General features: G+C 70.0%; 24 protein-coding genes. 20 read left to right on the top strand and 4 right to left on the bottom strand.

The annotated features are described in order from the left end of the window. Positions 1-38 precede the first annotated feature (38 nt). The 11 genes from JNB50_RS11575 (at position 39) to JNB50_RS11625 (ending at position 10513) form a co-directional block, all read left to right on the top strand. Positions 39-1076, top strand: coding sequence for an acyl-CoA dehydrogenase family protein (locus JNB50_RS11575; RefSeq protein ID WP_208040287.1), 1038 nt, complete (start codon positions 39-41; stop codon positions 1074-1076). Further along, positions 1070-2335, top strand: a complete 1266-nt coding sequence (locus JNB50_RS11580) for a bifunctional PIG-L family deacetylase/class I SAM-dependent methyltransferase (protein ID WP_208040288.1) — start codon at positions 1070-1072, stop codon at positions 2333-2335. The genes JNB50_RS11575 and JNB50_RS11580 overlap by 7 nt, the downstream gene beginning before the upstream one ends. Then, the gene (locus tag JNB50_RS11585; protein ID WP_208040289.1) at positions 2332-3006 is read left to right on the top strand and encodes a glycosyltransferase family 2 protein; all 675 of its coding nucleotides are present in this window, start codon (positions 2332-2334) and stop codon (positions 3004-3006) included. The genes JNB50_RS11580 and JNB50_RS11585 overlap by 4 nt, the downstream gene beginning before the upstream one ends. A 68-nt stretch (positions 3007-3074) precedes the next feature. Then, positions 3075-3812, top strand: a complete 738-nt coding sequence (locus tag JNB50_RS11590) for a FadR/GntR family transcriptional regulator (RefSeq protein WP_208040290.1) — start codon at positions 3075-3077, stop codon at positions 3810-3812. A gap of 70 nt (positions 3813-3882) precedes the next feature. After that, entirely contained in the window at positions 3883-5094 is a 1212-nt protein-coding gene (locus JNB50_RS11595; protein ID WP_208040291.1) for a 2-oxo acid dehydrogenase subunit E2, read from the top strand. Positions 5095-5126: 32 nt separating this feature from the next. Then, positions 5127-6176, top strand: a complete 1050-nt coding sequence (locus tag JNB50_RS11600) for a thiamine pyrophosphate-dependent dehydrogenase E1 component subunit alpha (protein ID WP_208040292.1) — start codon at positions 5127-5129, stop codon at positions 6174-6176. A gap of 8 nt (positions 6177-6184) precedes the next feature. Further along, positions 6185-7150: an alpha-ketoacid dehydrogenase subunit beta gene (locus JNB50_RS11605; protein ID WP_208040293.1), complete on the top strand. Its 966-nt coding sequence runs from the start codon at positions 6185-6187 to the stop codon at positions 7148-7150. After that, positions 7147-8016 carry a fumarylacetoacetate hydrolase family protein gene (locus tag JNB50_RS11610; RefSeq protein WP_208040294.1) on the top strand — a complete coding sequence of 290 codons (870 nt, stop codon included), beginning with the start codon at positions 7147-7149 and terminating at the stop codon, positions 8014-8016. Before JNB50_RS11605 ends, JNB50_RS11610 begins: the two co-directional genes overlap by 4 nt. Continuing rightward, entirely contained in the window at positions 8009-8815 is an 807-nt protein-coding gene (locus JNB50_RS11615; RefSeq protein WP_208040295.1) for an SDR family NAD(P)-dependent oxidoreductase, read from the top strand. Before JNB50_RS11610 ends, JNB50_RS11615 begins: the two co-directional genes overlap by 8 nt. Before the next feature lie 28 nt (positions 8816-8843). After that, positions 8844-9746 carry an SMP-30/gluconolactonase/LRE family protein gene (locus tag JNB50_RS11620; RefSeq protein ID WP_208040296.1) on the top strand — a complete coding sequence of 301 codons (903 nt, stop codon included), beginning with the start codon at positions 8844-8846 and terminating at the stop codon, positions 9744-9746. Between the two features lie 83 nt (positions 9747-9829). Next, positions 9830-10513 (top strand): GntR family transcriptional regulator, encoded by a 684-nt coding sequence (locus JNB50_RS11625; protein ID WP_208040297.1) that lies wholly within the window; start codon positions 9830-9832, stop codon positions 10511-10513. 50 nt (positions 10514-10563) lie between these two features. Here JNB50_RS11625 and JNB50_RS11630 read toward each other — a convergent pair whose 3' ends face one another. Continuing rightward, positions 10564-11577 carry an Ldh family oxidoreductase gene (locus JNB50_RS11630; protein ID WP_208040298.1) on the bottom strand — a complete coding sequence of 338 codons (1014 nt, stop codon included), beginning with the start codon at positions 11575-11577 and terminating at the stop codon, positions 10564-10566. Between the two features lie 259 nt (positions 11578-11836). Between JNB50_RS11630 and JNB50_RS11635 the strand changes: the two genes are divergently transcribed. Genes JNB50_RS11635 through JNB50_RS11650 form a run of 4 tightly spaced genes read left to right on the top strand, consistent with a single transcriptional unit; the run spans position 11837 to position 16697 of the window. Then, on the top strand, positions 11837-13090 hold the full coding sequence (locus tag JNB50_RS11635; protein WP_208040299.1) for an ABC transporter substrate-binding protein: 1254 nt from the start codon (positions 11837-11839) through the stop codon (positions 13088-13090). Further along, a complete protein-coding gene (locus JNB50_RS11640) occupies positions 13080-14954 on the top strand; it encodes an ABC transporter permease subunit (RefSeq protein ID WP_208040300.1) in 1875 nt (624 codons plus the stop codon). Before JNB50_RS11635 ends, JNB50_RS11640 begins: the two co-directional genes overlap by 11 nt. Positions 14955-15000: 46 nt before the next feature. Continuing rightward, positions 15001-15969 carry a C-terminal binding protein gene (locus tag JNB50_RS11645; RefSeq protein WP_208040301.1) on the top strand — a complete coding sequence of 323 codons (969 nt, stop codon included), beginning with the start codon at positions 15001-15003 and terminating at the stop codon, positions 15967-15969. Next, a complete protein-coding gene (locus JNB50_RS11650; RefSeq protein WP_208040302.1) occupies positions 15966-16697 on the top strand; it encodes an SDR family NAD(P)-dependent oxidoreductase in 732 nt (243 codons plus the stop codon). Before JNB50_RS11645 ends, JNB50_RS11650 begins: the two co-directional genes overlap by 4 nt. A gap of 75 nt (positions 16698-16772) precedes the next feature. Here JNB50_RS11650 and JNB50_RS11655 read toward each other — a convergent pair whose 3' ends face one another. After that, positions 16773-17408: a bifunctional 4-hydroxy-2-oxoglutarate aldolase/2-dehydro-3-deoxy-phosphogluconate aldolase gene (locus JNB50_RS11655; RefSeq protein ID WP_208040303.1), complete on the bottom strand. Its 636-nt coding sequence runs from the start codon at positions 17406-17408 to the stop codon at positions 16773-16775. A 66-nt stretch (positions 17409-17474) separates the two neighbouring features. Here JNB50_RS11655 and JNB50_RS11660 point away from each other — a divergent pair, with 66 nt between their 5' ends. From JNB50_RS11660 to tatC, 5 genes are all read left to right on the top strand, one after another. Continuing rightward, complete coding sequence (locus JNB50_RS11660) at positions 17475-18911, top strand: FGGY-family carbohydrate kinase (RefSeq protein ID WP_208040304.1); 1437 nt, start codon at positions 17475-17477, stop codon at positions 18909-18911. A gap of 68 nt (positions 18912-18979) precedes the next feature. Further along, entirely contained in the window at positions 18980-22366 is a 3387-nt protein-coding gene (locus tag JNB50_RS11665) for an alpha-galactosidase (RefSeq protein ID WP_208040305.1), read from the top strand. Positions 22367-22388: 22 nt separating this feature from the next. Continuing rightward, on the top strand, positions 22389-22664 hold the full coding sequence (locus JNB50_RS11670) for a twin-arginine translocase TatA/TatE family subunit (protein ID WP_243768351.1): 276 nt from the start codon (positions 22389-22391) through the stop codon (positions 22662-22664). 32 nt (positions 22665-22696) lie between these two features. Beyond that, a complete protein-coding gene (tatA, locus tag JNB50_RS11675; protein WP_208040307.1) occupies positions 22697-22891 on the top strand; it encodes a twin-arginine translocase TatA/TatE family subunit in 195 nt (64 codons plus the stop codon). A 43-nt stretch (positions 22892-22934) separates the two neighbouring features. Beyond that, on the top strand, positions 22935-23705 hold the full coding sequence (gene tatC / locus JNB50_RS11680; RefSeq protein ID WP_208040417.1) for a twin-arginine translocase subunit TatC: 771 nt from the start codon (positions 22935-22937) through the stop codon (positions 23703-23705). Positions 23706-23739: 34 nt separating this feature from the next. Here the strand turns inward: tatC and JNB50_RS11685 are convergent, their stop codons facing one another. Together JNB50_RS11685 and JNB50_RS11690 are read right to left on the bottom strand one after the other, a co-directional pair. After that, positions 23740-24657: a DMT family transporter gene (locus tag JNB50_RS11685; protein WP_208040308.1), complete on the bottom strand. Its 918-nt coding sequence runs from the start codon at positions 24655-24657 to the stop codon at positions 23740-23742. After that, entirely contained in the window at positions 24654-25226 is a 573-nt protein-coding gene (locus JNB50_RS11690) for a TetR/AcrR family transcriptional regulator (RefSeq protein ID WP_208040309.1), read from the bottom strand. Before JNB50_RS11690 ends, JNB50_RS11685 begins: the two co-directional genes overlap by 4 nt. Positions 25227-25271 lie beyond the last annotated feature (45 nt).

Genomic DNA, 25271 nt, shown 5'->3' on the forward strand with positions numbered 1-25271 from the left:
GGGTTGAACGTCGCGGCTCGTGGCCGACTGTGAACGTCATGGACACGACCCGGGACCGGCGACCCCACCTGGCGATCGGGCTCACTGCCTCCCTCGACGCCTATCTCGATGCTGCGGCGGAGTGCGGAGGCGCCGTCGCACCGGTACTGGCGGTCCTCCGCTCGACACCTCCGGCCGGCCTGCTGCCGCTGCCGGGGTCGGGGCGGACGGCGGAACGCTTCCGCGGCCTCGCCCGCATCGCCGCTGTCGACCTGACCGCGGCTCGCGTGATCGAGCCGCACGTGGACGCGGTGACGATCCTCGCCGAGGCGGACGCCCCCGAACCGGAGCAGGGCACCACGTGGGGAGTGTTCGCCGCCGAGGCGCCCGACACCGTGCTGCTCGCGCACCGGGAGCGGGACCGCTGGGTGCTCAGCGGTCGCAAGCCCTGGTGCTCCCTGGCCGGTCGGCTCACCAGCGCGCTGGTCACGGCAACGACCCCGGAGGGCGCACGGCGGATGTTCGCCGTGTCGATGGGGGCGCCCGGCGTGACGGTCGAGCCTGCCCACTGGGTCGCACGCGGCCTCGCCGATGTCGTCAGCGGCCCTGTCGCCTTCGACAGCTCACCGGCTCGCCCCGTGGGCGGCGACGGCTGGTACCTGGACCGCCCGGGCTTCCGCTGGGGCGCGATCGGCGTCGCCGCCTGCTGGTGGGGCGGCTGCCTCCCGGTGCTGGACGCGCTCATCGCGTGCACCGTGAAGCGTCCGGACGACGCGATCCTCGCCGCGCGCACCGGCGAGCTGTACCGTCGTCTCGAGGCCGGTCGGCTGGCGTTGGAGGACGCAGCCGACCGGATCGACGACGACCGGGTCGCGGACGCGGCGGTCCTCGCGCACGCCGTCCGCGGCACCGTCGCCGACGCGCTCGTCGCCACCCTCGACGCCGCGCGTGACGTGCTCGGCCCGACCGCTCTGGCGTTCGACGAGGGCCTCGCGCGCCGCTGCGCCGACCTCGAACTCTACGTGTCCCAGTACCACCGCGGTCGCGACGACGCCTCGTTGGCTGCTCGTCTGGCAGGAGGGGAACTGCAATGGTGACCTTCGATCCGCTCGTCACGACCACCTCGGCGGCCGACTGGGAGGACCCGGACCGCTGGGCGTCCGTGCCGCTGCGCACCAGGGGATGGCTCGCGGGCTTCACGCGGATCGTCGTGTTCTCGGCGCACCCGGACGACGAGACGCTCGGCGTGGGAGGCCTGCTCGTCGTCGCAGGCGAGCTCGGAATCGACATCTCGGTGGTCGTCGCGACGAGCGAATGCGACGAACGCCTGGTCGAACTGACCTCGGCCCTGTCGCGGCTCGGCACCACCATCGACCTGACGGTGCTCGGCTTGACCGACGGGCGCCTCAAGCACGAAGCGGGTCTCCTCCGCGACGGGATCGACCTCGCTCTCGCCTCCCGCCGAAGCGATACGACCCTGGTGCTGGCGCCCTGGCCCGGTGACCGGCACGGCGATCACCGCACGCTCGGCCGCGAGGTCGCCGCCGCCTGCGCGGTGCACGGCGACACCCTCCTGCTCTACCCGATCTGGCTCTGGCAGTGGGGTTCGCCGGACGATCTGCCCTGGTCGCGGGTCAGCGAGGTCGAGCTCAGTGCCGCGGCGCGTGAGCGCAAACGGGTCGCGCTCGCAGCGTTCGCCAGCCAGCTGCACACCGCCGCGAATCCGCACGGCGTACTCACGAGCGCGTTCGTGCAGCGGGCCGTTCACGGCAGGGAGGTGCTGTTCGAGCCGGAGGAGACCGCGGCCGGCGACCATTTCGAAGCGCTGCATCGCACCAGCGCGGACCCGTGGTCGGTGCGCACCCGCTGGTACGAGCGCCGCAAGCGCGCACTCACCTGCGCCGCGCTTCCGAGGGAGAGATACGCGCGCGGCTTCGAGATCGGCTGCTCCAACGGGGAGATGTCCGCGCTCCTGGCGGAACGATGCGACACGCTGCTGTGCGTCGACAGCGCACCGACCGCCGTCGCGCTCGCGTCGGAGCGGACCGCGGGGCTCGCCGACGTCGTCGTGCAGCGCATGCGCGTCCCCGGCGAGTGGCCGGAGGGACGATTCGACCTCGTCGTCGTCTCCGAGGTCGCCTACTATCTCGCCACCGACCAGTGGGCGGACACGATCGATCGCATCCTCGGTTCGCTCACCGAGGGCGGCCAGGTGGTGCTGTGCCACTGGACGGGGCACGCCGACGACTTCGCCCAGTCCGGCTGGGACGCGCACGCCGAGTTCGCCACCCGCTCCGGACTGCGCGTGCTGGTCCAGCACCACGACGAGGACTTCCTCCTGGAGGTCTTCGGGTGACGGTCGAGCACATCCTCATCGCCGTGCCCGCACGCGACGAGGAGGCCACGCTCGCAGAATGCCTCCGCTCGATCGAGGCCGCCCGCCGCGCGATCGAGGTCCCGTCGTCCGTCGTCGTGGTGCTGGATTCGTGCACGGACGCGTCGGCGGACATCGTGCGCGGCTTCGACGGCGTCCTGGCGATCGACCGTGACCACGGCAACGTCGGCCGCAGTCGCCACGACGCCGTCCTCACCGGGCTGGCGGCCGTCGAGGCAGCACCGTCGTGCACCTGGATCGCGTTCACGGACGCCGACAGCTCCGTGCCACGGCACTGGCTGCGGGAGCACCTCAGGGCGGCGCGCGCCGGCGACGCGTACGTGGGCGCGGTCGTTCCGCGATTGGCCGACCTGGACGAGGCTCGGCGGCAGGCGTGGCAGCTGACCCATCCACCCGGCGCGACACTCGGCCACGTGCACGGCGCCAACCTCGGGCTGCGGGCCGCCGCCTACCTTCGGGTCGGTGGCTTCCTCCCGCTCTACGTCGGCGAAGACGTGGACCTGGTCTCCCGGCTCCGCGCCGCCCGCGCCGCCATCGTGGAGAGCGAGCACCATCCCGTCACCACCTCGAGCCGTCTGGTCGGCCGCGCGCCGCGGGGTTACGCGGCGTACCTCGAGGGGCTCACGACGTGAGCGGCATGTCGTCGCTCGTCACGCCATCCGTTTCGCAGCGACCGGAGCCGCGATAGTACGATGCGGACGTGCCAGCAGTCGAACGAGAGCCCAACACGTCGCGCCGTGGTTTCGGCGGCCACGCGAACTCTCTGCGGAGCGAGCTCACGCAGTTGCTCCTCGAGCTGGACCTGCGGCCCGGCGACCCGATCCCGTCGGAGAACACGCTGATCGAGCGGCTGAACGTGAGCCGCGGATCGCTGCGGGAGGCGCTGAAGACCCTGCAGGCGCAGGGCATCCTGGAGGCGCGGCACGGCTCCGGCACGTTCGTGAGCCGGTTGTCGTTCGAGGGATTCGCCGACGGCCTGATCTTCCACAGCCGGCTGTCCGGCGAAGGCGCTGTCCGCACGGCGACGGAGCTCGCCGATCTGCGGCAGATCCTGGAGACCGAGCTCATTCAGCGCGTGGCTGTGAACGGAGCCAGCGAGCCGGTCGTCGTCCGTCTCGGGCAGATCGTCGACGAGATGGGCCGCCGTGCCGAGGCTGACGAGTCCCTCGACGACCTCGACCGGGAGTTCCACGCCAAGCTCTACTCCGATCTCGACCTGCCGTTGATGGGTCAGCTCCTCGAGGCGTTCTGGTTGGCCCTCGCCTGGGCCAAGCCGATGCCGGCCGCATCGCAGGACGAGACGGACGCGGTGGAGCGTCATCGCGCGATTGTGGAGGCGGTGGTCTCGCGAGACCCTGCTGCTGCTGCGGAGGCGATGCGCCAGCACTTCGCCAACACCCAGCGGTGGATCAGCGGGTCCGGCGACCCGGCCCTTTGACATCGCGGGAGAGGGCCCACTATGCTCCAACTTGTTAGACGTCTAGTCACTCAGCCCAATGGAGGAGCGAATGCAAGAGATCTATGTCCCGGCACTCGGGATGGCGAGTGACACGGTCTACCTCGCGGAGTGGCTCAAGCAGCCCGGCGACCGCATCGAAGCGGGGGACGAGATCGCGCAGATCGAGACCGACAAGGCAGAGATGTCGATCGAGGCCCCTGACGGCGGCACGCTCGGCCGTCACCGGTTCCCCGACGCCACCGAGGTGCCGTCGGGCGCGACCATCGCGGTCCTCCTCGCCGAAGGGGAGTCGGAGGAGGCCGACGACGCCGCTCCCGTTGCGGCGCCCGCCGCGACGGCAGAGGCGGTGCCGGCCCCCGCGGCGCAGGAGGCGGTTGCGCGGCCGCGCGATGAGGCCGGCCCGCTGACGCGATCGGACCGCGCACGCCTCGAGTCCGGTGAGCTCGAGCCCTATCGGGCGAGTCCGCACCTCCGGGCCGACCTGCTCGCCCAGCGATCGGCGCCGAGCGCAGCGCCGGCTCCCGAGCCGAGCGCCACGCCGACTGCCGGGTCGACCGCAGCGCCAACCGCCGCGCAGGCGACTGCCGGCCCGGTACCGCCCGCCGAGCCCGCGTCCACCCGCGACCGGGGCGGCGACCGGCACCGCGCCGCCGTGGCCGCAGCCGTCTCGCGTTCCTGGGCCGAGATCCCGCACTTCGCCGTCGAACGCGAGGTGCGTGTCGAGCGGCTGGACGAGGTGCTCGCCGGCTACCGCGCCGTTCACCGGCACGTGACATTCACCGATCTCGTCGTCAAGGCCTTCGCGCTCGCACTCATCGAGACCGTCGGCACCTCGGAGATCGACCTCGGCCTGGCGGTCGCGACCGATCGCGGCGTGGCCATCCCCGTCCTGCGCGATGTCGCACGCCGAGACGTTCTCGGCATCGCCGACAGCCGCCGCGCCGCGATCGAGCGCAGCAAGGCCGCGCGCCTCGACCCGGACGACGCGGTCGAGCCGATCTGCACGGTCTCGAACCTCGGCGCCTATGGGGTCGACAGCTTCACCGGAATCGTGCCGGTCGGGCAGAAGGGGATCCTCACCGTGGGGTCCGCGGGCCTCCGACCGGTCGTCGAGAACGGCGAGCTTGCGGTCGGGCGGGCCATGACCGTCACGCTCAACGTCGACCACCGGCACTGGGACGGCCAGCACGCGGCGGAGATGCTGTCCCGCTTCGCCGCCATCGCCGGCAACCCGCTCCTGCTCACCTCATTCGGCCGATGACGGCCGTGACCACCCGTCGAAAGGACATCTCCGTGACCCTGACCCAGACGACACCGAGCGTCGGCGACGTCGCAGACGACGACCTGCGCAGCTGGCTGTCCGACATGCTCCTCATCCGCAGATTCGAGGAGGCCGCGGAGGAGGCCTCGCTGCGCGGCCTCGTGCCGGGAGGGATCCACCCGGCCATCGGCCAGGAGGCGAGCGCCGTGGGCGTCGCTCGGGCGCTCCGGCCCGACGACATCGTCACGAGTACGCACCGCTCACATCACCACGCTCTCGCGAAGGGCCTCGATCCGGCCGCGGCCATGGCCGAGCTCTTCGGCAAGGAGACCGGCACGATCGGCGGTCGTGGCGGCTCGATGCACCTCGCCGACTTCGAGAAGGGGCTGTGGGGAGCCAACGCGATCGTGGGAGGGGGGCTCGGGCTCGCGATGGGCTCTGCGCTCGGTGCGAAACTGCAGGGACTCCCGCGCGTCTCGGTGGGCTACTTCGGCGACGGCGGTGCGAACGTCGGCCGCGTGTGGGAGTTCGTCAACCTGGCTTCCGTCTGGCAGCTCCCGCTGATCGCGATCTGCGAGAACAACCTCTACGCCGTGGAGACGCCCTCTGCGACGGTGACCGGAGGGACCTCGGTCGCCGACAGGGCCGCGGGGTTCGGGGTGGCGTCCCGTCAAGTCGACGGCCAGGATGTCGTGGCCGTCTACGAGGCGACCCGCGAGGCCGCGGAGGCGGCACGCGCCGGAGAAGGAGCCCAGTTCATCGAGGTGCTCACCTATCGCTACCGCGGCCACAACGCCGGCGAGGTCGTGACCTACCGCACCGATGACGAGGTCGAGCTCTGGCGGTCGTCCAAGGACCCCATCGAGCGCTTCGTCGCCCACCTGACCGACCGTGGTCTCCTCAGCTCCGAGCAGCTGGCCGAGATCGAGAAGAGCGTGGCCGAGACCGTCGATCACGCGGTGACCTTTGCAGAGGAATCGAAATGGCCGGACCCGTCGAGCGCTGGAGAGAACGTGTCCGAGTGGAACGTGCTCGGCTGGAGCGCGAACGGGCGGATCGAGAACGACGGGAGTCAGCGATGAGCCGGCCGATGAGCTATTCCAACGCGTTCCGCGAGGGTGTGCGGGAGGAGATGCTGCTCGACGATCGCATCTTCATCCTCGGCACCGACCTGTACGAGCGCGGCGGGCATTTCGCGCAGGTGAAGGGTCTCGGCCCCGAGTTCGGACACGAGCGGGTTCGCGATGCGCCGATCTCGGAGGCGGCCATGGTGGCCGCCGGCGTCGGCGCCGCCGTCAGCGGCTCGCGCCCGCTCATCGATCTGAACTTCGACGACTTCGCCTACGGAGCGATGGACGAGATCTTCAATCAGGCCGCCAAGCTGCGATACATGTGGGACCGCAACGTCCCGCTGGTGATCCGGGCGACCTCCGGGGTGGCTCTCGGCGGCGCGCAGCACAACAACAGCATGGAGATGCTCTTCGCGAGCATGCCGGGGCTGGCCGTCGTGTCGCCGTCGACCGCCAGGGATGCGAAGGGCCTGATCAAGACGGCTCTCCGCTCGCCCGACCCTGTCGTCTTCCTGATGCACAAGAAGCTGACGGGCGTGCGCGGCGCGGTCGGCGGAGACGGGGAGTTCACGCCGATCGGCGTCGCCGACCTCGTTCGCACCGGAGGCGATGTCACCGTCGTGAGTCACAGCCACGGCATGATCACGGCGACGGAGGCCGCCGACGCGCTCTCCGCAGCGGGGGTGCAGGTCGACCTGATCGATCTGCGATCCATCTTCCCTCTCGACATCGACACGATCACCGCCTCGGTGCGCCGCACGGGCCGCCTGGTCGTGGTGGACGAGTCGCCGCACTTCGGCAGCGTGGCCGCGCAGATCGTGACCGAGGTCCAGTCGCGGGCGTTCTGGTACCTCGACGCCCCGATCGTCACCGTCACGGCGGCGCACGCGCCGATTCCGCACAGCCCGCCGCTGATCGACGCCCTGCTGCCCAGCGTGGACGGGGTCGTCCGCGCGACGCGCCGACTGCTGGAGGAGACGGCATGAGGCTCGCGAGCTACCGGCTGAACGGCGTCACGAGCTACGGCGCCGTGGTGGGCGGCCGCGATCTCGACGACCTCGAGAACGCCCGCATCGTCGACATCCCGCGGAACGTCCCCGGCGCACCGTCGACCATCACCGACTTCCTGGCCGCGCGATCGGAGTCCGGTCTCTCGATGCCGGATGGCCCGATCGTGTCGTTCGGCGAGGTGGAGCTGCTGCCCGTGATCCCGGAGCCGCGGAACATCATCTGCATCGGGGTCAACTACGTCGACCACGCGTCGGAGACCGGGGCTTCCGTCCCGGAGTACCCGGTCATCTTCTCGAAGTTCACCTCGTCGATCTCGGCACACGGCGCACCGATCGTGATCCCCGAAGACAGCACACAGCCCGACTTCGAGGCCGAGCTCGGCCTCGTGATCGGGGCGCCGGCGTCGCGGGTCCCGGTCGGGGAGGCACTCAAGGCGGTCGCGGGCTACTTCACCTTCAACGACGTGAGCGCACGCGACTACCAGAACCGCACGGGGCAGTGGACGCAGGGCAAGGGGTTCCCCACCTTCGCCCCGACCGGACCCTACCTGGTCACCTCCGACGAATTCGGCGACCCGGCGGGACGGCGCATCCGGCTGACACTCGGCGACCGGGTCATGCAGGAGGCCACGACCAGCGACATGATCTTCACTGTTCCGCAGATCGTGTCGTACGTCAGCTCAGTCTGCGACCTGCGTCCCGGCGACATCATCGCCACCGGCACGCCGTCCGGGATCGGCGCGGCCCACATCCCGCCGCGGTTCCTCCGCCCGGGCGACCGGCCGACCGTGACGATCGACGGCCTGCCGACCCTGTGGAACCCGGTGGTCGCGCATGGTTGAGCCGCTCACGGCCGGTTCCGGCGACGGTGCGGGGCGCACGCTGGTCGTCACGGGGAGCGGCCAGGGCATCGGGCGCGCGGTGAGCATCGCAGCAGCCCGGCGCGGATACGCCGTCGTGGGAATCGACATCGACGCGCAGAAGGGGGAGGAGACGGCCCGGCTGAGCGGCGGGAGCTTCCACCGGTGCGACCTCGCCGACGCCGCGCAGATCGCTCCCGTCTTCGAGGCGATCGAGGCGGAGAGCGGAGGTGTCGACGTGCTGGTGAACAACGCGGCACGCGGCATCCACCGACCTCCCGAGGAGGTCACGATCGCGGAGTGGGACGGCGTCATGGCGGTCTCGCTGCGCGCGGCGGCGTTCGCCGCGCAGGCGGCCGGACGGGCGATGATCGCCCGCGGCGCGGGCGGCTCCATCGTCAATCTCGCCTCCATCGGCGGCCTCGCTGCACTGGGCCGAGGCAACTACGTGTACTCCGTCGCCAAGGCGGGGCTCATCGGGATGACCAGGGAGCTCGCCGTGGAATGGGCGTCCTACGGCATCCGGGTGAACGCGCTCGCGCCGAGCCAGGTCGACACCGAAGGGTTCCGGCCGCTGATCGCGCGAGAGGACGTGGCCTCCGGCAATACGCTGGCGGACGCACTCTCCGGAGTCCCGCTCGGCCGCCTCGCGCATCCCGACGAGGTGGCGGACGCCGTGCTGTTCCTCGCTAGCGAGCAGGCCTCCTTCATCTCCGGTGTGACGCTCCCGATCGACGGTGGGAGTATGGCCTTCCACGCCGGCGGGTCCCTGCGCCGCTGAGCAACCGAATCCTGTCAGGAGTCCGACCGTGATCGTATTCGACGCCGCCCGTGCGGATGCCACACCCGCCCTGCTGGGGGAGGGCCCGATCTGGGACGAACGCCGCCGGCGGCTGATCTGGATCGACATCTTCGGCAAGACGGTGCACGTCGCCGGCCCGGACGGGCGGCGCAGGGAGTCCTTCCCGCTGCCCGTGATGCCCGGCACCGCGATGCCGGCCGACGACGGCCGGATCCTGCTGGCCACCGAGGACGGCTTCGCCCTCCTCGACGACAGCGGAGACCTCGAGATCGTCAGCGACGCGCTGGCGGGGATGCCCGATCATCGCTTCAACGACGGCAAGACGGATCCCTCGGGGCGGGTGGTCGTCGGGACGCTCTCGCTGAGCGGGCGCCCTGATGCGTCCGCGCTCTACACCTGGGAGCCCGGGGCGGGCCTGCGCACCCTGGTGCCGGGCGTCAGCCTCTCCAACGGCCTCGGCTGGTCGCCGGACGGAGCGACCCTGTATTACGTGGACACGCCGACGGGCCGCGTCGACGCGTTCGACTACGACCTCGCAGCCGGCACGGCGTCGCGCAGGAGGCCGTTCGCGCGGATCGACGGACCCGGCGCGCCCGACGGGCTCACCGTCGACGACGACGGCGGCGTCTGGGTCGCCGACTACGGCGGCGGCCGGGTGATCCGGTTCGCGCCGGACGGTCGGGTGGACGCCACGGTCATCGTGCCGGCGCGCCACGTGACGAGCTGCTGCTTCGGGGGAGAGGGACGCAGAACCCTGTTCATCACGACGGCGTCCATCGACATCCCGGCAGACGAGCGCCACCGCCGCCCGGCAGCGGGAGCACTCCATCGCGTGGACGTCGGACGCTCCGGCCCTGCGGCGACTCCGTGGCGCGTCGCGCCGTCCGCTCGCGCAGAACGGACGGCCTGACTGCACTCCCAGCCCGTTGACTGTAGTCTGTTGACAATCGAGCTGACGCCGAGCAGTCACTGCCGCGCGGGAAAGGATTAGTCGTGGAGAACATCCCCCTTGATCTCGGGCCTGCACGCCGGCGCCTGTTCGCAGACGAGGTCACGGATCAGATGCGCGAGGCCATCATGACCGGTGCCCTCCCGCCCGGTGCCTGGCTGCGGGAGGACCGCCTCGCCACCCAGATGAACGTGAGCCGCGGGCCCGTGCGAGAGGCGTTCGCAAAGCTGGAGCGCGAGGGCCTCGTGCAGATCGAGCCGTTCCGCGGCGCGCGCGTCGTCGAACTGTACCGCTCGGACCTCGACGAGATCTTCAGCCTCCGCAAGGCCCTGGAGTCCCTCGCGGTGCAGTGGGCGGCGACCCATGCGACGCCGGAGGAGCTCGCCGAGCTCGGCGCGACCCTCGACCGGTTCGCGGCCACGCCCGCCGAGGAGCGCACTCCCGAGCTGATCGCCGAGGTCGACATCACCTTCCACGACGAACTGGTGGCCGCGTCGCACCACCAGCGTCTGCAGCGCGCCTGGGAAGGGCTGCGCGGCCAGATCTACGCGTTCCTCGTCACGCGGATGTCGCTCCGCAAGGACTACGACGACGAGTGGGAGCCGGACCACCGCGCGATCGTCGACGCGCTCATCGCCGGGCGTGCCGACGACGCGGTCGATCGCATCCAGCACCACGTCGAGGCCTCCTACGGCCGTGTGGTCAAGGCGATGGAACAGGGCGAGTAGGCGGGACGCGCGCAGCGCACGCCCCGCCGGCGGCTACGCCGAGTCCGTGCTCAGGCGGCCAGCCGCTCGCGCAGCGCCAGGACGTCCGCCCAGATGTTGTCGTTCACCGGGACCCGCTCCGAGCGCTCGGCGCGCAGTGAGGCTTCGATGTCTCCGGGGATGAGAACACTGGTGCCGGGGCGTGCGGGAGCCGACGCGCGCAGCGCGTGAACGGTCTCGCGGACGTCGACGGCGAAGTCAGTGGCTGCGAAGGCTCCCGGGTCGATGCCGATCATCACGACACCGTTCCCCTCCCGGTACCGGGAGGTGACGGACGGGTGGTTGCCGGAGAGCGCACCGCCGAGGAGCTCGATGAAGGCGCTCAGGGCGTAGCCCTTGTGCCCGCCGAACGCGCGGAGGGCCCCGCCGTCGTAGAAGGCGTTCGGGTCGGTCGAGTCGTTGCCTTCTGCGTCGATGACGGCTCCCGGCTCGATCGCCATGCCCGCGGCTCGCGCCACCCGCAACTTGCCCTCCGCGACCGTAGCGGTGGCGATGTCCATGACGAACGGGTGCTCGCCCTGCACCGGGATGCCCGTCGCGAACGGGTTGGTGCCGAGCATCCGCTCCTTTCCGCCGAACGGCGCAACGGTCGGGTCGGCGTTGCAGAAGATGATCGAGGCGATGCCGTCGGCTGCCATCCTCTCGGCGTACTCGCCGATCCGGCCGATGTGGTTGCCGTTGCGGAGGACGGCGACACCGACGCCGAACTCGTGCGCGGCCTGGGCGGCCTGGTCGGCGGTGAACCGTGCGGCGACCTGCCCCCAGCCGTGATTGCCGTCGACGACCGCGACGGCGCCGGAGCGGTGGACGACCTGAGGCTCCGCGGTCGGATCCAGGACCCCGCGTTCCACGAAGGTCGTGTACTCGAGGAGGCGCACGACGCCGTGCGACTCGTGCCCGACCATGTTCGCTTGCACGAGCGACTCGGCGACGTCGTGCGCCGGGGCGGCGGGTGTTCCGAGGTCGCGCAGGATGTCGGTGGCGCACGCCAGGAGTTCGTGCGCGGGGACGAGCAGTTGGGTCATCGTCGGTCCTTCTCTCGTGATCGTGTCGAGCCGTTCGATCGGCTTCGAACCCGCGGATTGACACCCGCCCTGTTTGCTGGCAAGAATGTGTCTGCGAGTTAATTGTTTTCAATTTACAGCACACAGTCGCCAAGGGCGCAACGCCCGCTCGATCAATGGAGATAGGAGAACGCTGATGCAATCACCCCTCGGTTCCGCCCCTACAGGCTTCTCGAGGCGTCAACTGATCAAGGGGGGCGGTGTCGCCGCGCTCGGCTTGATGACAACTGCGGCCCTCGCCGCGTGCGCGCCGACTCCGTCCTCGGGGTCGACGTCCGGCAGCGGCACGAAGACGCTCAATCTGATGCTGGCCTCCTGGGTCGACGCATCGTTCATCCGCGACGTCATGCAGAAGTCCGCCGCCGACCCGCTGGGCGTCAAGCTCAACCTCATGACGGTCGACGACGGTACGTACCCGGCGCAGGCCGCCGCTGCCCAGAAGTCGGGCCAGGTGCCCGACCTCATCTTCTGGACCGCCCAGGGCATCCCGTCCCTCCAGGCCGCGGGCGTCAAGCTCGCCGACCTGACCAGCTACGCCAAGACCGAGAACCAGTCGGACTTCTACGCGCAGAACTACAAGGCGAGCACGATCGACGGAAAGCTCTACGGACTGGGCTTCCGCTGCAACACGCGAGGCCTCGTCTACCGCAAGGACATCGCGGAGGCGGCGGGTCTCACCGCACCCGAGAGCTGGACCTTCGACGAGTTCGGGAAGTTCGCCACCGGTCTGAACTCGAGCTCGGTGAACGGCTTCGCGTTCGAGGCGAAGGTCGGCGACGGCCGTGCGTCGTCGAACTTCCTCCCTCTGCTCTGGTCGACGGGAGCACCCCTGGTCACCGGTGGCGCGGGCTCCTTCACAATCGGCTTCTCCGACGAGCAGGCCCAGAAAGTCCTGCAGTTCTACTACGACGCCGTCAACACCTGGAAGTCGACGCCCAAGGATGTCGCGAACTGGGGCTACCAGGAGACCGACAGCAAGTTCGCCAAGGGCACCCTCGCGTCGTACTCGGCCGGTCCGTTCGTGTTCGCCAACGTCGAGCAGTACCCGGACACGAAGAAGAACCTCGCGGTCGCTCCGCTGCCCAACGCGGGGACACCGGCCTCCTTCTGGGAGGAGCACACGCTGATGATCCACCAGGACGCCCCGAACCGCGACCTCGCCGAGCAGTTCCTCAAGAACATGCGCAGCGTGAAGACGCAGACGGTGATCGCCGGCCGCGAGGGCGATGCGCAGCTGTCGGTGCGTCCGCAGGTCAACGCGAGCGCGATCACGAATGATGTGCTCAAGGGCTTCGCCAAGATCCTCGACACGGCCGTCGTCCCGGAACCCATCAACATCGCTCCGCTCATGAACAACGCGATCCTGCCCGCGATCGAGTCCGTCTGCCTCGGCTCGGCATCGGTCCAGGCCGCTGCGGGCACGCTGCGGACGAACTTCCAGAAGGCGCTCGATCAGATCAACCATGGCAGCTGACACTTCAGGTCTCACCCGGCCGGTCGCCGGCAGCCCACTCGGGCTGTCGGCGGCCCGCCGCCGCACGCACGGTCGCCTCGGGAGGCGCGCGGCCGTCGTCTACGGAATCTTCCTCCTCCCGCTCCTGGTGATGCTGGTGGTCTTCGTGGCGATTCCGATCGTCCTCAGCGTGATGACCAGCTTCCAGGCGGGTACGTCGGGCAAGTGGATCGGCGGGGAGAACTACGTCCGCTTCTTCACCGACCCGACGTCCGTGCAGTTGGTCCTCAACTCCTTCATCCGCGGCATCGGCGGTGTGATCCCGAGCTATCTGCTGGGCCTCGGCGCTGCGCTCGCGCTCAACAAGGCGCTGCGGGGACGCACGGCGCTGCGGCTGCTCATCCTGCTGCCGTTCGTGATCTCCGCCCCTGTCGGGCTGGGGATGTGGAAGCTGCTGCTCGATCCGCAGAGCGGCGTACCGGCCGCCCTCGGACTCCACACGCAGAGCGTGTTCACCGATCCCGACGCGGTCTGGTGGGTGCTGCTCGCGATCAACGCGTGGGCGTCGTTCCAGTTCTATACGATGCTGCTCCTCGCGGGTCTCACCGCCATCCCCGAGGAGCGCTTCGAGGCCGCTCGGGTTGACGGTGCAGGCGTCTGGCAGCGGTTCCGCCACATCACGCTCCCCGGCATCGCCGCCATCACCCTGGCTGCGTGCGGCCTGCACTTCATCAACAGTTTCAACGAGTTCAACCTCATTTACATCCTCACGGCCGGCGGCCCGCTGGGAGCGACCCAGACTCTCGCCACCGGCGCGTACAAGGCTGCGTTCTCGGACTACGACTCGGGCTACGCCACGACGCTGACCACCATCAGCATCGTCGTGATGGTGATCGCCATCGCCATCGTGGTCGGGGTGGGAATGCTCGTGGCGCGCGTCTGGAGGCGCGTCAAACCGTCGCTGCCCGAGTTCCACCTGCCGCGCCGTGCTCGCCGGCCCCGCACGAACGTCCGGCGACGGAAGGGGGGAGGAACGGCCGCCAGGACCGTCGCAGCGATCGTCCTCGCGCTGATCTCCGTCTCGCCGATCCTGTTCACGCTCTCGCGGTCGTTCGACAGCACGCCCGGCGGCGCCGAGGCGGTCTCGCTGCTGCCGCGCACCTGGTCGCTCTCGAACTACACGTCCGTCCTCGGGTCTCCGGCTCTGTGGGACACGAACAACATCGCGGTGCCTCCGCTGGCCTACAACTTCTGGAACAGCATCGTCGTCACCTTCTCCGTGACCGTCATCGTGATCGTCCTGAGTCTGTTCGGCGGATACGCGCTGTCGCGGATGACCGGCTGGGTGCCCAAGGCCGTCGTGGGCGCGCTGGTGCTCTTCCAGCTCGTCCCCGTCATCGTTCTGGTCTTCCCGCTCTACGACATCCTGAGCTGGTTGCACCTGCTCGGGTCGCAGCCGGGCCAGATCCTGGCGACGACAGCGATCTTCCTCTCCATGGCGACCCTGTTCTTCCGGGTGTTCTTCGACGGGACACCCCGAGAGATCGAGGAGTCGGCGGCGATCGACGGGGCAGGTCCCGTCCGCATCCTCCTGCAGATCGTGCGTCCGCTCGCCCGGCCGGTGATCGGCGCGATGACCGCGTACACGCTCATCAACACCTGGAACGAATACCTGTTCGCGACGACGCTCGTCAGTCAGAGCAACATCCGGACGTTCCCGCCGGCACTCCAGCAGTACATGTCGTCGTACAACTTCACGGCAACGACGACGCCGGGGGAGCAGGCCGTCTATCTGCTCATCCCGGTCGCCGCAGCCGTCATCCTGCTCGCGCTCACGCAACGTCAGCTCGCCGCCGCCTACGAAGGCGGAGCCGTCAAGGGCTGAGTCGGGCGCAGCTCACTCGATCTCGACAACACTCGAAAGGTCTCCAATGCCGAACTCATCCCATCCCATCATCGCCGTGGCGGAGAACTCGTTCGCCGGCCTCGACACCATCCGGCGGGACTTCGCGGACACGGCGGAGTTCCGCGTCGGCCCTCTCGGCACGCCGGACGAGGTCGCGGAGCTCACGGCTGGTGCGAGTGCGCTGGTCGTCACGCTCCAGCCGCTGCGGGAGCACCACCTGGCCGCCGTCTCCGACTCGGTGTCGGTGATCGGCCGCGCCGGTGTGGGTCTCGACACCATCGATCTCGAGAAGGCCGCAGACAACGGGCTGAAGGTCTACTACATGCCCGATTACGCGACGAACGAGGTGGCGGACCAGGCCGCATCCCTCGCTCTCGCCTCCTGGCGCCGGCTCGGATCGGCGGACCATGTCGTGCGGGAGAACGGCTGGGGTACCTCGCGACAGGTCGGGCGCGTCCACGCGCTTCAGGAGGCGACCCTCGGCGTGCTCGGCACCGGCAGGATCGGGAGGGCGCTGATCCAGCGGATGAAGCCGTTCGTCCGTCGCGTCGTCGCCTTCGACGCCTTTCGCGACGAGTCGCTCGACGGCGTGGAATGGGCGGACTCGCCGCAGGACCTGTTCGCGCAGGCGAACCTCCTCTCGCTGCACGTCCCACTCACCGACGAGACCCACCACATCGTCGACGCCGACGCGATCGACACCATGCCGGACGGAGCCGTGATCGTGAACGTCTCGAGAGGCGGCCTCATCGACGAGGCCGCGCTCGCGGAGGCGCTCACCAGCGGACGGCTCGCCGCAGCCGGTATCGATGTGTTCGAGACCGAACCGCTCCCCGCGTCGTCGCCGCTGCGGACCGCCCCGAACCTGCTGCTCTCACCCCACATCGCGTGGTACTCGGAGGAGGCGGGCGACCGTCTGGCCCTCTGGACGCTGTCGGACGCGGTCTCCTATGCGCGTGAGGGCATCATCGCCAAGGGCTCGTGGGCGCGATGACGACCGACCGGGTCGCCGTCGTCAGCGGCGCGGGCGGCGGGATCGGCGGGGCGATCGTCGCGGACCTCGCGGCGACCGGGTGGGCCGTCGTCGGCCTGGTGCGACGGATGCCGGAGGCCCGGGTGGACGATGTCGACTACCAGCTGTGCGATGTGTCCGCCACGTCGTCGGTGGATTCGGTGTTCGCCGGGGTGCGTGAGACCTACGGCCGTATCGACGGCCTCGTGACGTCGGCCGCGATCCTGCGCACCGCACCCCTGCACCGCATGGACGACGAGCTCTGGGAGGATGTGATCGACGTCAATCTCGGAGGCGTCTTCCGCTGCTGTCGGGCGGTGCTGCCCACGATGATCGAGCAACGGCGGGGCAGCATCGTCAACCTGTCGTCGGTGCACGCCGTCGCGACGGTGCCGGGCACCGGGGCGTACGCGGCGAGCAAGGGCGCGATCGTCTCCCTGTCGCGGCAGCTCGCCGTGGAGTACGCCGACGAGGGCATCCGTGCGAACTCCGTCGTCATCGGGTCGGTCGACACGAAGATGTCCGAAGAGCACGGCAGGGCGCTGGCCCGCGATTCCGTGCACGTGGAACCTCCCGAGGGTGCGGTAGGCCGGATGGCGGCCCCTGCAGAGATCGCGCGGGCGGTGCGCTTCCTTCTGTCGGACGACGCCTCGTTCGTGACCGGAGCGGCGATGACCGTCGACGGCGGCCTCACGAGCCGCTTGATGTGACGTGCCGCCCGGGGGATCGGGCCCCCCGGGCGGTCGCTCAGCCGACGGGCGGTCGCTCAGCCGACGAGCCGTCGCTCAGCCGACGGGCTGTCGTTGCCGCGCGGTGTCGAGGAACGCCGTCGCCTCGGCCACGAGGCCGTCGTGATCGCGCGCTGCCAGCGTGGCGGGATCGAACATCCGGATGCCGACGCACACGGCGACGGCGCCGGCCGCGAAGTACTCGGGCGCCGTCTCGGCGGTGACGCCTCCCGAGATCACGAAGGGGATGTGCGGAAGCGGTCCGCGGAGCTCGGCGAGATAGCCGGGCCCGCCCACGGAACGCGCAGGGAACAGCTTCACCGCGTCCGCCCCCGACTTGTGGGCACGCTGCACCTCGGTCGGCGTGAGCGCGCCGGGCACGACGGCGACGTTGTTCTCGTGCGCGGCGCGGATGACCTGCTCGTCGGTGTCGGGTGCTACGACGAATGTCGCGCCCGCTCGGACCGCGGGAGCGACGTCGGACGCGTCGAGCACGGTTCCGACACCCACCGGTGTGCCGCGGCCGGCGAGTGCCGCAATGACCTCGGCGGCTCCCGGGACGGTGAGGGTGATCTCCACGGCATCGATTCCCGCGGACATCGCGGCCTCGGCTGCGGCGATCGCCTCCGTCGCATCGTGGGTCCGGATCACCAGGATGACCCCGGTCGGTACGGCCGTTCTCGTGTCGGGCATGGCGCCTCCTCGCGCAACAATTTATTGTTGACAATAATACTAGAGGAATGGAAGGGAGTGAGCTGCATGCGCACCTGGTTGGGCATCGACTTCGGAACGTCCGGAGTGAAGGCGATCCTCGTCACCGACGACGGCGACGTGGTCGAGCGCGGGCATGCCGAGTATCCGTCCTGGGAGTCCGGCGGCGCGCACGAGCAGCAGGCGGAGGACTACATCGGCGCCGTCCGACGCGCCGTCGCGCACTTCGAAAGGAAGCCCGACGGCATCGGAATCGTCGGGCACACCCCCTCCCTCGTCCTCGCGGCGGAGGATGCGACAGCGGTCCGGCCCGTGATCACCTGGCGGGACGGCAGGCCGACGGAGGAGGCCGAGTGGCTCAGGCGGTCGTTGCGCAGTTCCCTCGACGTCTTCGGGGTGGACAACCTCTGGGACGTCAGCCAGCTGCCGGCGAAGCTGCTCTGGCTGGCCCGCAACGATCCGCGCGCGCTCGCCGCGACGAAATGGCTGCTCACGCCGAAGGACTTCATCGGCTTCCGTCTGACCGGGTCGGCGGCCACCGACGCCTGGTCCGGCAAGGGCCTCTGGTCGATCGCGGAAGGCCGGCCCTCGCCCGACGTGTTCGCGGCCGCGGGCGTCGACGAGGACCTGCTCGCCCCCGTGCTCGACCCGTGGGAGGTGCTCGGCGCGACCACAGCGTCGGCCGCCGCCGAGTTCGGCCTGCCCGCCGGATGCCCCGTCGTCGTGGGGTGGAGCGACGCGATGGGCGGAATGCTCGGCATCGGTGCGGCGGCGCTGCCCCGCAGCTTCGTCCTCGCCGGCACGTCGGACATCGTCGGGCGCTCGTTCTCCGCCGACGAGGCCACGAAGGCGGGTGTCTATCGCGTGCCGGCATCCTGCAGCCCGATTCCCGTCGACTACGGCCCGACGCAGTCGAGCGGAGCGAGCCTGCTCTGGCTGTCCCGGCTCACGGGGCGGACGCCGGGCGAGCTGGTCGCGGCGGCCGCCGGCGCAGCGGAGACGGATGCAGTGTTCCTGCCCTACCTGCGGGGCGAGCGGGCTCCGCTCTGGGATCCGTCGGTACGCGCCTCCTTCAGCGACATCGCGGAGTCCGACGGGCTCGAGGAGGTGGCGCTGGCCACGATGCGCGGGGTGGGCCTCAGCAATCGGCACGTGCTGGACGCCTGCGGGCATCCGGAGGCCGGTGAGCCGGTGCACCTCGGCGGCTCCGATGTCGGGAGCGCCGGCTGGACGCGCGCTCGCGTCGAGGCGCTCGGCGTCGATCTGGTGATCCACCTGGAGCCGCAGCTCCCCGCGCTCGGTGCGGCGATGCTCGCTCGGAGTGGAGCGACGGGAGATCCGATCGCCGAGTCGTACCGGCGCCTCGGCGCGGACGTCCGGGTGGTTCGGGCGGACGAGGCCGCCGGCGGCGCGGCGCGGCGTCGTTACTCCGCGTACCGCCGCCAGGTCGCGGTCGCGGTCGGCGATTATCGGCTCGACTATTGACACGGGATAATCTCGACGATAAACAGTTAACAATTAGTAGTTGGCCAATCCATGAGATTGAGGCGTCAATGACAAAGCCGTCAGACCCCGCAGCGAACACTCCGTCGCAGCCCGGATTCACCATCAGCCGCCGATCGGTCCTCGGGCTCGGCGCGACCCTCGCCGCCGCCGGCGGACTGCCGATGTTCGGTCCGCTCGCCGCTGCCCCCGCCGCCGCCGATGCGCCCCCGACGATCCTGTCGATGGCCGACCTGCTGGCGACCCCTCCCTTCTCGTTCACCTACGACGGCGTCAGCTCGACCGGGCTCCTCGCCTCGTGGCCCAAGACGACCTCCACGAGCACCCTCGCCGACGGACGCCAGCGGCACACCGTCACCTGGACGGCCCCCGACGGGCTGCAGGTGCAGTGGCTCGGGGATGCGTATCCGGGGTACACGACGCTCGCCTGGACCGTGCACTTCACCAACACGGGCAGCGCGAACTCCAAGCAGCTCGCCGATGTCCTGGCGATGGACGTGACCGTGTCCGCCCTCCCGACCACGGACTGGACCGTGCGCACCGCCCGCGGCAGCCACGCTGCGAGCGACGACTTCACCCCTCTCGACCTGGCGCTGCCCGTCGGCTCCTATCGCGTGTTCACCACGAGCGGGGGCCGGCCCACCGACGGATCTGACCTGGCCCTGCCCGGCAGCGACTGGCAGTACCTCACCGGCACGGCCGGATCCGGAGCCCCGGGCTACTACAACACCGACCAGCACACCACGACAGCGGCCGGCGCCCGTGCGATGTTCACGTTCACGGGCACCTCGGTCTCGTGGATCGGTCCGAAGAACGTCGACTGCGGCATCGCCGCGGTGTACATCGACGGCGTGCAGGCCGCCGTCGTCGACATGTACGCGACCACCTGGCTCAAGCAGCAGACGCTCTTCAGCTCCGGCCCCCTCCCCGACGCGATGCACACGATCGAGGTCGTGAACACCGGCCGCAAGAACCCGGCGGGAAGCGGGACGCACGTCGCGATCGACGCGTTCTCGTTCCACGCCACGGGGGCGGTCACGGTGGACGACTCCATCAGCGGCATCACCTACAGCGGAGCCTGGAACACCAGCCCGGGAGGCGGATCGCCCGGTTACTACGAGGGAACGCAGCACTCCAGCTCGGCAGCGGGCGCGAGCGCGAGCTTCACGTTCGTCGGCAACTCCGTCAGCTGGATCGCCCCGAAGAACGTCGACTGCGGCATCGGGAACGTCTACATCGACGGTGTGCAGGTGGCCAGCGTCGACCTGTACGCGACCTCCTGGCTCACGCAGCAGACGGTGTACACGTCGCCGGCCCTGACGCAGGACACGCACACCATCCAGGTCGTCAATTCCGGGACCAAGAACGCGGCGGGCACGGGGACGTTCGTGCCGATCGACGCGTTCGTCTACACCTCGAGCGGCCCGACGATGGTCGACGACACCTCGTCCTCGATCGCGTACACCGGCTCGTGGAACACCAGCCCCGGCGGCGGCTCACCCGGCTATTTCGGCGGCACCCAGCACTCCAGCTCGGCGGCCGGCGACACCGCGATCTTCACGTTCACCGGCACCGGTGTGACGTGGATCGGCCCGAAGAACGTCGACTGCGGGATCGCCGACGTCTACCTCGACGGCGTCAAGGTCGCGACCGTCGACCTGTACGCGACCAGCTGGCTCAAGCAGCAGACCCTCTATTCGGCGGGGCCGTTCGCCGACGGCGCGCACACCCTGAAGATCGTCAACACGGGCACGAAGAACGCGGCGGGCATCGGGATCCTCGTTCCGATCGACGCCTTCGAGTACGTGTCGACGGGCGTCGACACGATCTACAACGACACGGACGGCGCGATCAGCTACGGTCCGGGCGCGGCCAACGCGACGGCCATCGCGAACGGCTGGCCGTTCTGGAACCTGGATTTCGTCGGGGCCGGCCTGGTCTGCGCCCTCGGCTGGCCAGGGCAATGGGGCGCCGAGATCAAGCGCACCGACGCGACGACGGTGCGGCTCACCGGCGGGATGACCCTCCTCGACGGGCTCGCCAACGGCCAGGAGCTCGCCACGCTCGGTCTCACGAACCTCTGGCTGGCGGCCGGTGAGAGCATCCGCACCCCGCTGGTGGTGACCCAGCCGTGGGACGGGGGCGACGCGAAGGACGCGCTCGCGGGCTGGCGCCGTTGGCTGCTCGGCTACCACGTGCCACGCGCCGCCTCCGGCACCGGTCCGGCTCAGCCGCTGGCCACGACCCAGGCGAACGACTACTTCCCCGGGCAGACCGACACGGCGAACGACGAGCTGACCTGGATGAACGCCTACGGGACGCACGGCGCGACGGCCGGCACGGGCGGCATCCAGGACCACTGGTGGATCGACGCCGGCTGGTACCAGACGTCCACGGACTGGACTCCGGTCGGAACCTGGACCCCGGACAGCACCCGGTTCGCGAGCGGCCTGAAACCGGTGACCGACCGGGCCCGCGCGCTCGGCATGGCGGCGATCGTCTGGTTCGAACCCGAGCGCGTCATGCCCGGCACCGACATCGCGACCAACCACCCCGGCTACCTGCTCGGCGCCAAACCCGGCGACACGCAGTGGGGCGGCCAGGCGTACCTGTTCGACTTCGGCAACCCGGCCGCCCTCTCCTGGGCGAGCAGCTACTTCAGCGGTCTGATGACGACGCTCGGCGTCGACTTCTACCGCGAGGACTTCAACATCCGGCCGCTGCCGTATTGGCAGAACGCCGACCCCACCGGGCGGCAGGGGCTGACGCAAGCGCACTACGTCGACGGGCACCTGCAGTTCTGGTCGGCGTTGCAGGCCGCTCATCCCGGGATGCTGATCGACAGCTGCGCGAGCGGCGGCCGGCGGCTCGACGTGTTGACGCTGCAGTATGCGATCAACCTCCTGCGCAGCGATGACGTGCTCGACGCCACCTCCAACCAGTCGCATGTCGCGGCGCTCACCCCGTGGGTCCCGATCCACGGTGGCGCTGTGCGGGCGACCGGTTCCGCGGACGACGCATACAACCTCCGCTCCGGATTCGGGCCGGTCTATCACGAGGCGCTGAACGCGACCGACCCCGCGGCGCCGTGGTCGACGTTGAAGTCGTTCGCCTCCGAGTGGTCGTCCATCAAGCAGCACTACGTCGAGGACTTCTACGCCCTGACGCCGCCGAGCGACTCGGACGACCGCTTCGTCGCCTGGCAGCTCGGCAGCACGGCGTCGGGTGCCGTGCAGGCCTTCCGGCGGCCGTCGAACGGAGCGGCGCACCAGACGGTGAGACTGCGCGGACTGACCGGCTCGAGCGTCTACCGGCTCGCGGACCTCCGCTCGGGGAGCACCTGGACGCAGTCGGGCAGCTCGCTGATGTCGGACGGGCTCACGGTGCAGCTGCCGGCCGCTCCGCTCGCGACGACCATCACCTACGTGACTCCGTGAGGCCGCCATGCTCGGTCTCACCATGGACAAACTGGTCGTCATCGCGGTCATCGCGATGTTCCTCCTCGGGCCGAAACGTCTGCCTATCGCCGCGCAGTGGCTGGGCCAGGCCGTCCGCTCCCTCAAGCGGTTCGCCGACACGGCCAAGGACCGGGCCCGCGAGGAGCTCGGCGACTCGATCGACGACATCGAGTGGACCAAGCTCGACCCGCGCCAGTACGATCCGCGGCGCATCATCCGGGACGCATTGACCGAGACGCAGACGGGGAGCGATCCCCGCCGCGAGATCGAGAACTAGCACCTTCACCACACAGAAACGGAGATCGACTCATGTTCGCTGGACTCACCGGATGGCACCTTCTGATCATCCTCGCCGTGATCCTGCTCCTCTTCGGAGCGGCCAAGCTCCCTGCCCTCGCCAAGAGCGTCGGGCAGTCGATGCGGATCTTCAAGGGCGAGGTCGACGAGATGAAGAAGGACGGCCCCGATGGCGACGCCGTGACCGACGTCCCGACCCGGCCGTAGCCGCATGGCCTCCGCGAAGCGGGGCTCGAACCGCGAAGGCCGGATGACGCTGTCCGAGCACTTCGTCGAGCTCCGCAAGCGACTCTTCCGCTGCGCCCTCGGGGTCGTCGTCGGAACCGTCGTCGGCTGGCTGCTCGCCGGTCCGGTGATGGACGTCGTGCGCGGCCCGATCACCGCGATCGCGAAGGAGCAGGGCCGTGAGGCGATGCTGAACTACGACAGCATCACCGGTGCGTTCGACCTGAAGATGCAGGTGGCGATCACGGTCGGCATCGTCATCTCGAGTCCGGTCTGGCTCTGGCAGGTCTGGGCGTTCTTCGTCCCCGCGCTCAAACGCACGGAACTCCGCTACGCCCTGGGGTTCTTCTTCACCGCGGTCCCGCTGTTCATCGCGGGTGGGACTGTCGGCTGGCTGCTCGTGCCGCACATCGTCAGCCTGCTGACGGGCTTCGCCTCGCACCAGGACTCGGCCATCATCGCGGCCAAGACCTACTTCGACTTCATACTGAAGCTGGTGGTCGCGGTGGCGATCGCGTTCGTGCTGCCGGTGTTCCTGGTGCTCCTCAACTTCGTCGGCGTGCTGAGCGCCAGGTCGATCATCGCGTCCTGGCGCTGGGCGCTCATCCTCATCGTCCTCTTCACGGCGATCGCGACGCCCTCCGCCGACGTGCTCTCGATGTTCCTCCTGGCGATCCCGATAGCGGGACTCTACTTCGCCGCGTACGGGGTGGCCGCGATCCACGATCGTCGGGCGGTCAAGGCCGCCGATCGTCTCGAAGCCGAGATCGCGAGCGTGGGCCGCCTCGAGAAGTGAACGGTCGAGCGAACACTGGTCGGGTGCTCGCCGATCACGGACTCGCCGCCCCTTCGCCCTCGCCGCTCGCCGCTCGGCCGGGCACGGTGAGCGCGACCAGTCCTCCACCGATGAGTGCGAGGCCGGACCAGCCGAGCGGTGAGAGGCGCTCGCCGACGATCGCGACGGCCAGGATGGCGGCGACCGCCGGCTCGCACAGGGTGAGGATCGTCGCCGTGCTGCTGCGGACCCGGGCGAGCCCGATCCCGAACAGCACGTAGCCCAGGAACATCGGGACCACCGCCATGTAGATCGCGACGGACAGCGTGCCGGTGCTCGTCAGGATCGGCCCCCCGGTGACGGCGAGGACGGGCATCAGCGCCAGACCTCCGACACCGAACACTGCCCCCATCGCCGCGGGCCGGGGGACGCCACGACGCATCACGCGCTGCACCACCCAGGTGTACAGGGCGTAGGTGGCGCCCGCCACGAGCCCGAGGGCCGCTCCGGCCGTCATGGGCAGGGCGCCGGATCCGCTGCCGTCCAGGTGGGACAGGCACAGCGCCGCACTGCCGACGATCGCCAGCGCGGCCGCGCCGAACCAGCGGCGGGAGAGCGGCGCACCGTCGATGACCCGTTCCAATACGGCCGAGAACACCGGCGCGGAGGCGATGGAGATCACCGTGCCGACGGCAACGCCGGCGAGGCGCATGGACGCGTAGAACGCGAGAGGGTAGATCGCGACCGACCCGGCGCCGATGACGACCAGTCCGGCCACCGATCTCAGGCCGCTGCGCGCGGCGTAGAGGGCAGGTACGGCGATGAGCGCCTGCAGGAGACCGCCGACGCCCATCGCGAAAGCTCCGATGGCGATGGGGGGAACGGAAGGAGCGAAGCTCGCCGCGGTCCCCGTCGTACCCCAGAGGGCGCCGGCGAGGAGGACCGCGATCGTTCCGGCTCCAGGTCGCTTCACAGCGCGGCGATCATCTCCGCGGCGATCCGCCTGGCCCCGATCAGTCGGCGCGCATCCCCTTCGAGCCCGGCCCGAGCCATCGCGCCTTCCAGCAGGAACGAGAAGTGCTCCGCGGTACGGTCGGCACTCGGTCCGTCGACGAGCTGGGCGAGCTCGTCGCGCAGGATGCGTTCGACCTCCTCCTTGTGTCGGCGCACAGCCTCCCGGCCCGGCGCGTCCCGGGGGAGCTCGGCCGCAGCGTTCAGGAGTCCGCAGCCGCGGAAGCCGTGTTCGTAGGCGGCGTCCGCATGGTCGATGTAGGCGTCGAACACCGCGAGCAGTCGTTCCGCCGGCGTCGTCGCCCTCTCCGCGCGGGCGCGGTACAGCCCCAGCCACTCGTCGTGGCGGGCGTCGAGGTAGGCCTCCACGAGAGCGGACTTCGAGGCGAAGTTGTTGTACAGGCTCATCTTGGCCACGCCGGCCTCCGCCGTGATCACGTCGATTCCGGTCGCCGCGACGCCATCGGCGTAGAAGCGGCGCGCGGCCGCGTCCAGAATGCGCTGCCTGGCGTCGCCGCGGCGTGTGCTCATGATGACCGTCCCGCTCCCTACTAGGTAGGTCAGTCTACCTAGTAG

The sequence above is a fragment of the Leifsonia sp. TF02-11 genome (assembly GCF_017565305.1).
GTDB lineage: Bacteria > Actinomycetota > Actinomycetes > Actinomycetales > Microbacteriaceae > Leifsonia.

Bases quoted from the DNA above. Each gene is read 5' to 3' on its own strand.
- JNB50_RS11575 (WP_208040287.1), top strand. From the start codon at position 39: ATGGACACGACCCGGGACCGGCGACCCCACCTGGCGATCGGGCTCACT.
- JNB50_RS11580 (WP_208040288.1), top strand. From the start codon at position 1,070: ATGGTGACCTTCGATCCGCTCGTCACGACCACCTCGGCGGCCGACTGG.
- JNB50_RS11595 (WP_208040291.1), top strand. From the start codon at position 3,883: ATGCAAGAGATCTATGTCCCGGCACTCGGGATGGCGAGTGACACGGTC.
- JNB50_RS11605 (WP_208040293.1), top strand. From the start codon at position 6,185: ATGAGCTATTCCAACGCGTTCCGCGAGGGTGTGCGGGAGGAGATGCTG.
- JNB50_RS11610 (WP_208040294.1), top strand. From the start codon at position 7,147: ATGAGGCTCGCGAGCTACCGGCTGAACGGCGTCACGAGCTACGGCGCC.
- JNB50_RS11615 (WP_208040295.1), top strand. From the start codon at position 8,009: ATGGTTGAGCCGCTCACGGCCGGTTCCGGCGACGGTGCGGGGCGCACG.
- JNB50_RS11630 (WP_208040298.1), bottom strand. From the start codon at position 11,577: ATGACCCAACTGCTCGTCCCCGCGCACGAACTCCTGGCGTGCGCCACC.
- JNB50_RS11635 (WP_208040299.1), top strand. From the start codon at position 11,837: ATGACAACTGCGGCCCTCGCCGCGTGCGCGCCGACTCCGTCCTCGGGG.
- JNB50_RS11640 (WP_208040300.1), top strand. From the start codon at position 13,080: ATGGCAGCTGACACTTCAGGTCTCACCCGGCCGGTCGCCGGCAGCCCA.
- JNB50_RS11645 (WP_208040301.1), top strand. From the start codon at position 15,001: ATGCCGAACTCATCCCATCCCATCATCGCCGTGGCGGAGAACTCGTTC.
- JNB50_RS11650 (WP_208040302.1), top strand. From the start codon at position 15,966: ATGACGACCGACCGGGTCGCCGTCGTCAGCGGCGCGGGCGGCGGGATC.
- JNB50_RS11655 (WP_208040303.1), bottom strand. From the start codon at position 17,408: ATGCCCGACACGAGAACGGCCGTACCGACCGGGGTCATCCTGGTGATC.
- JNB50_RS11660 (WP_208040304.1), top strand. From the start codon at position 17,475: ATGCGCACCTGGTTGGGCATCGACTTCGGAACGTCCGGAGTGAAGGCG.
- JNB50_RS11665 (WP_208040305.1), top strand. From the start codon at position 18,980: ATGACAAAGCCGTCAGACCCCGCAGCGAACACTCCGTCGCAGCCCGGA.
- JNB50_RS11670 (WP_243768351.1), top strand. From the start codon at position 22,389: ATGGACAAACTGGTCGTCATCGCGGTCATCGCGATGTTCCTCCTCGGG.
- tatA (WP_208040307.1), top strand. From the start codon at position 22,697: ATGTTCGCTGGACTCACCGGATGGCACCTTCTGATCATCCTCGCCGTG.
- tatC (WP_208040417.1), top strand. From the start codon at position 22,935: ATGACGCTGTCCGAGCACTTCGTCGAGCTCCGCAAGCGACTCTTCCGC.
- JNB50_RS11690 (WP_208040309.1), bottom strand. From the start codon at position 25,226: ATGAGCACACGCCGCGGCGACGCCAGGCAGCGCATTCTGGACGCGGCC.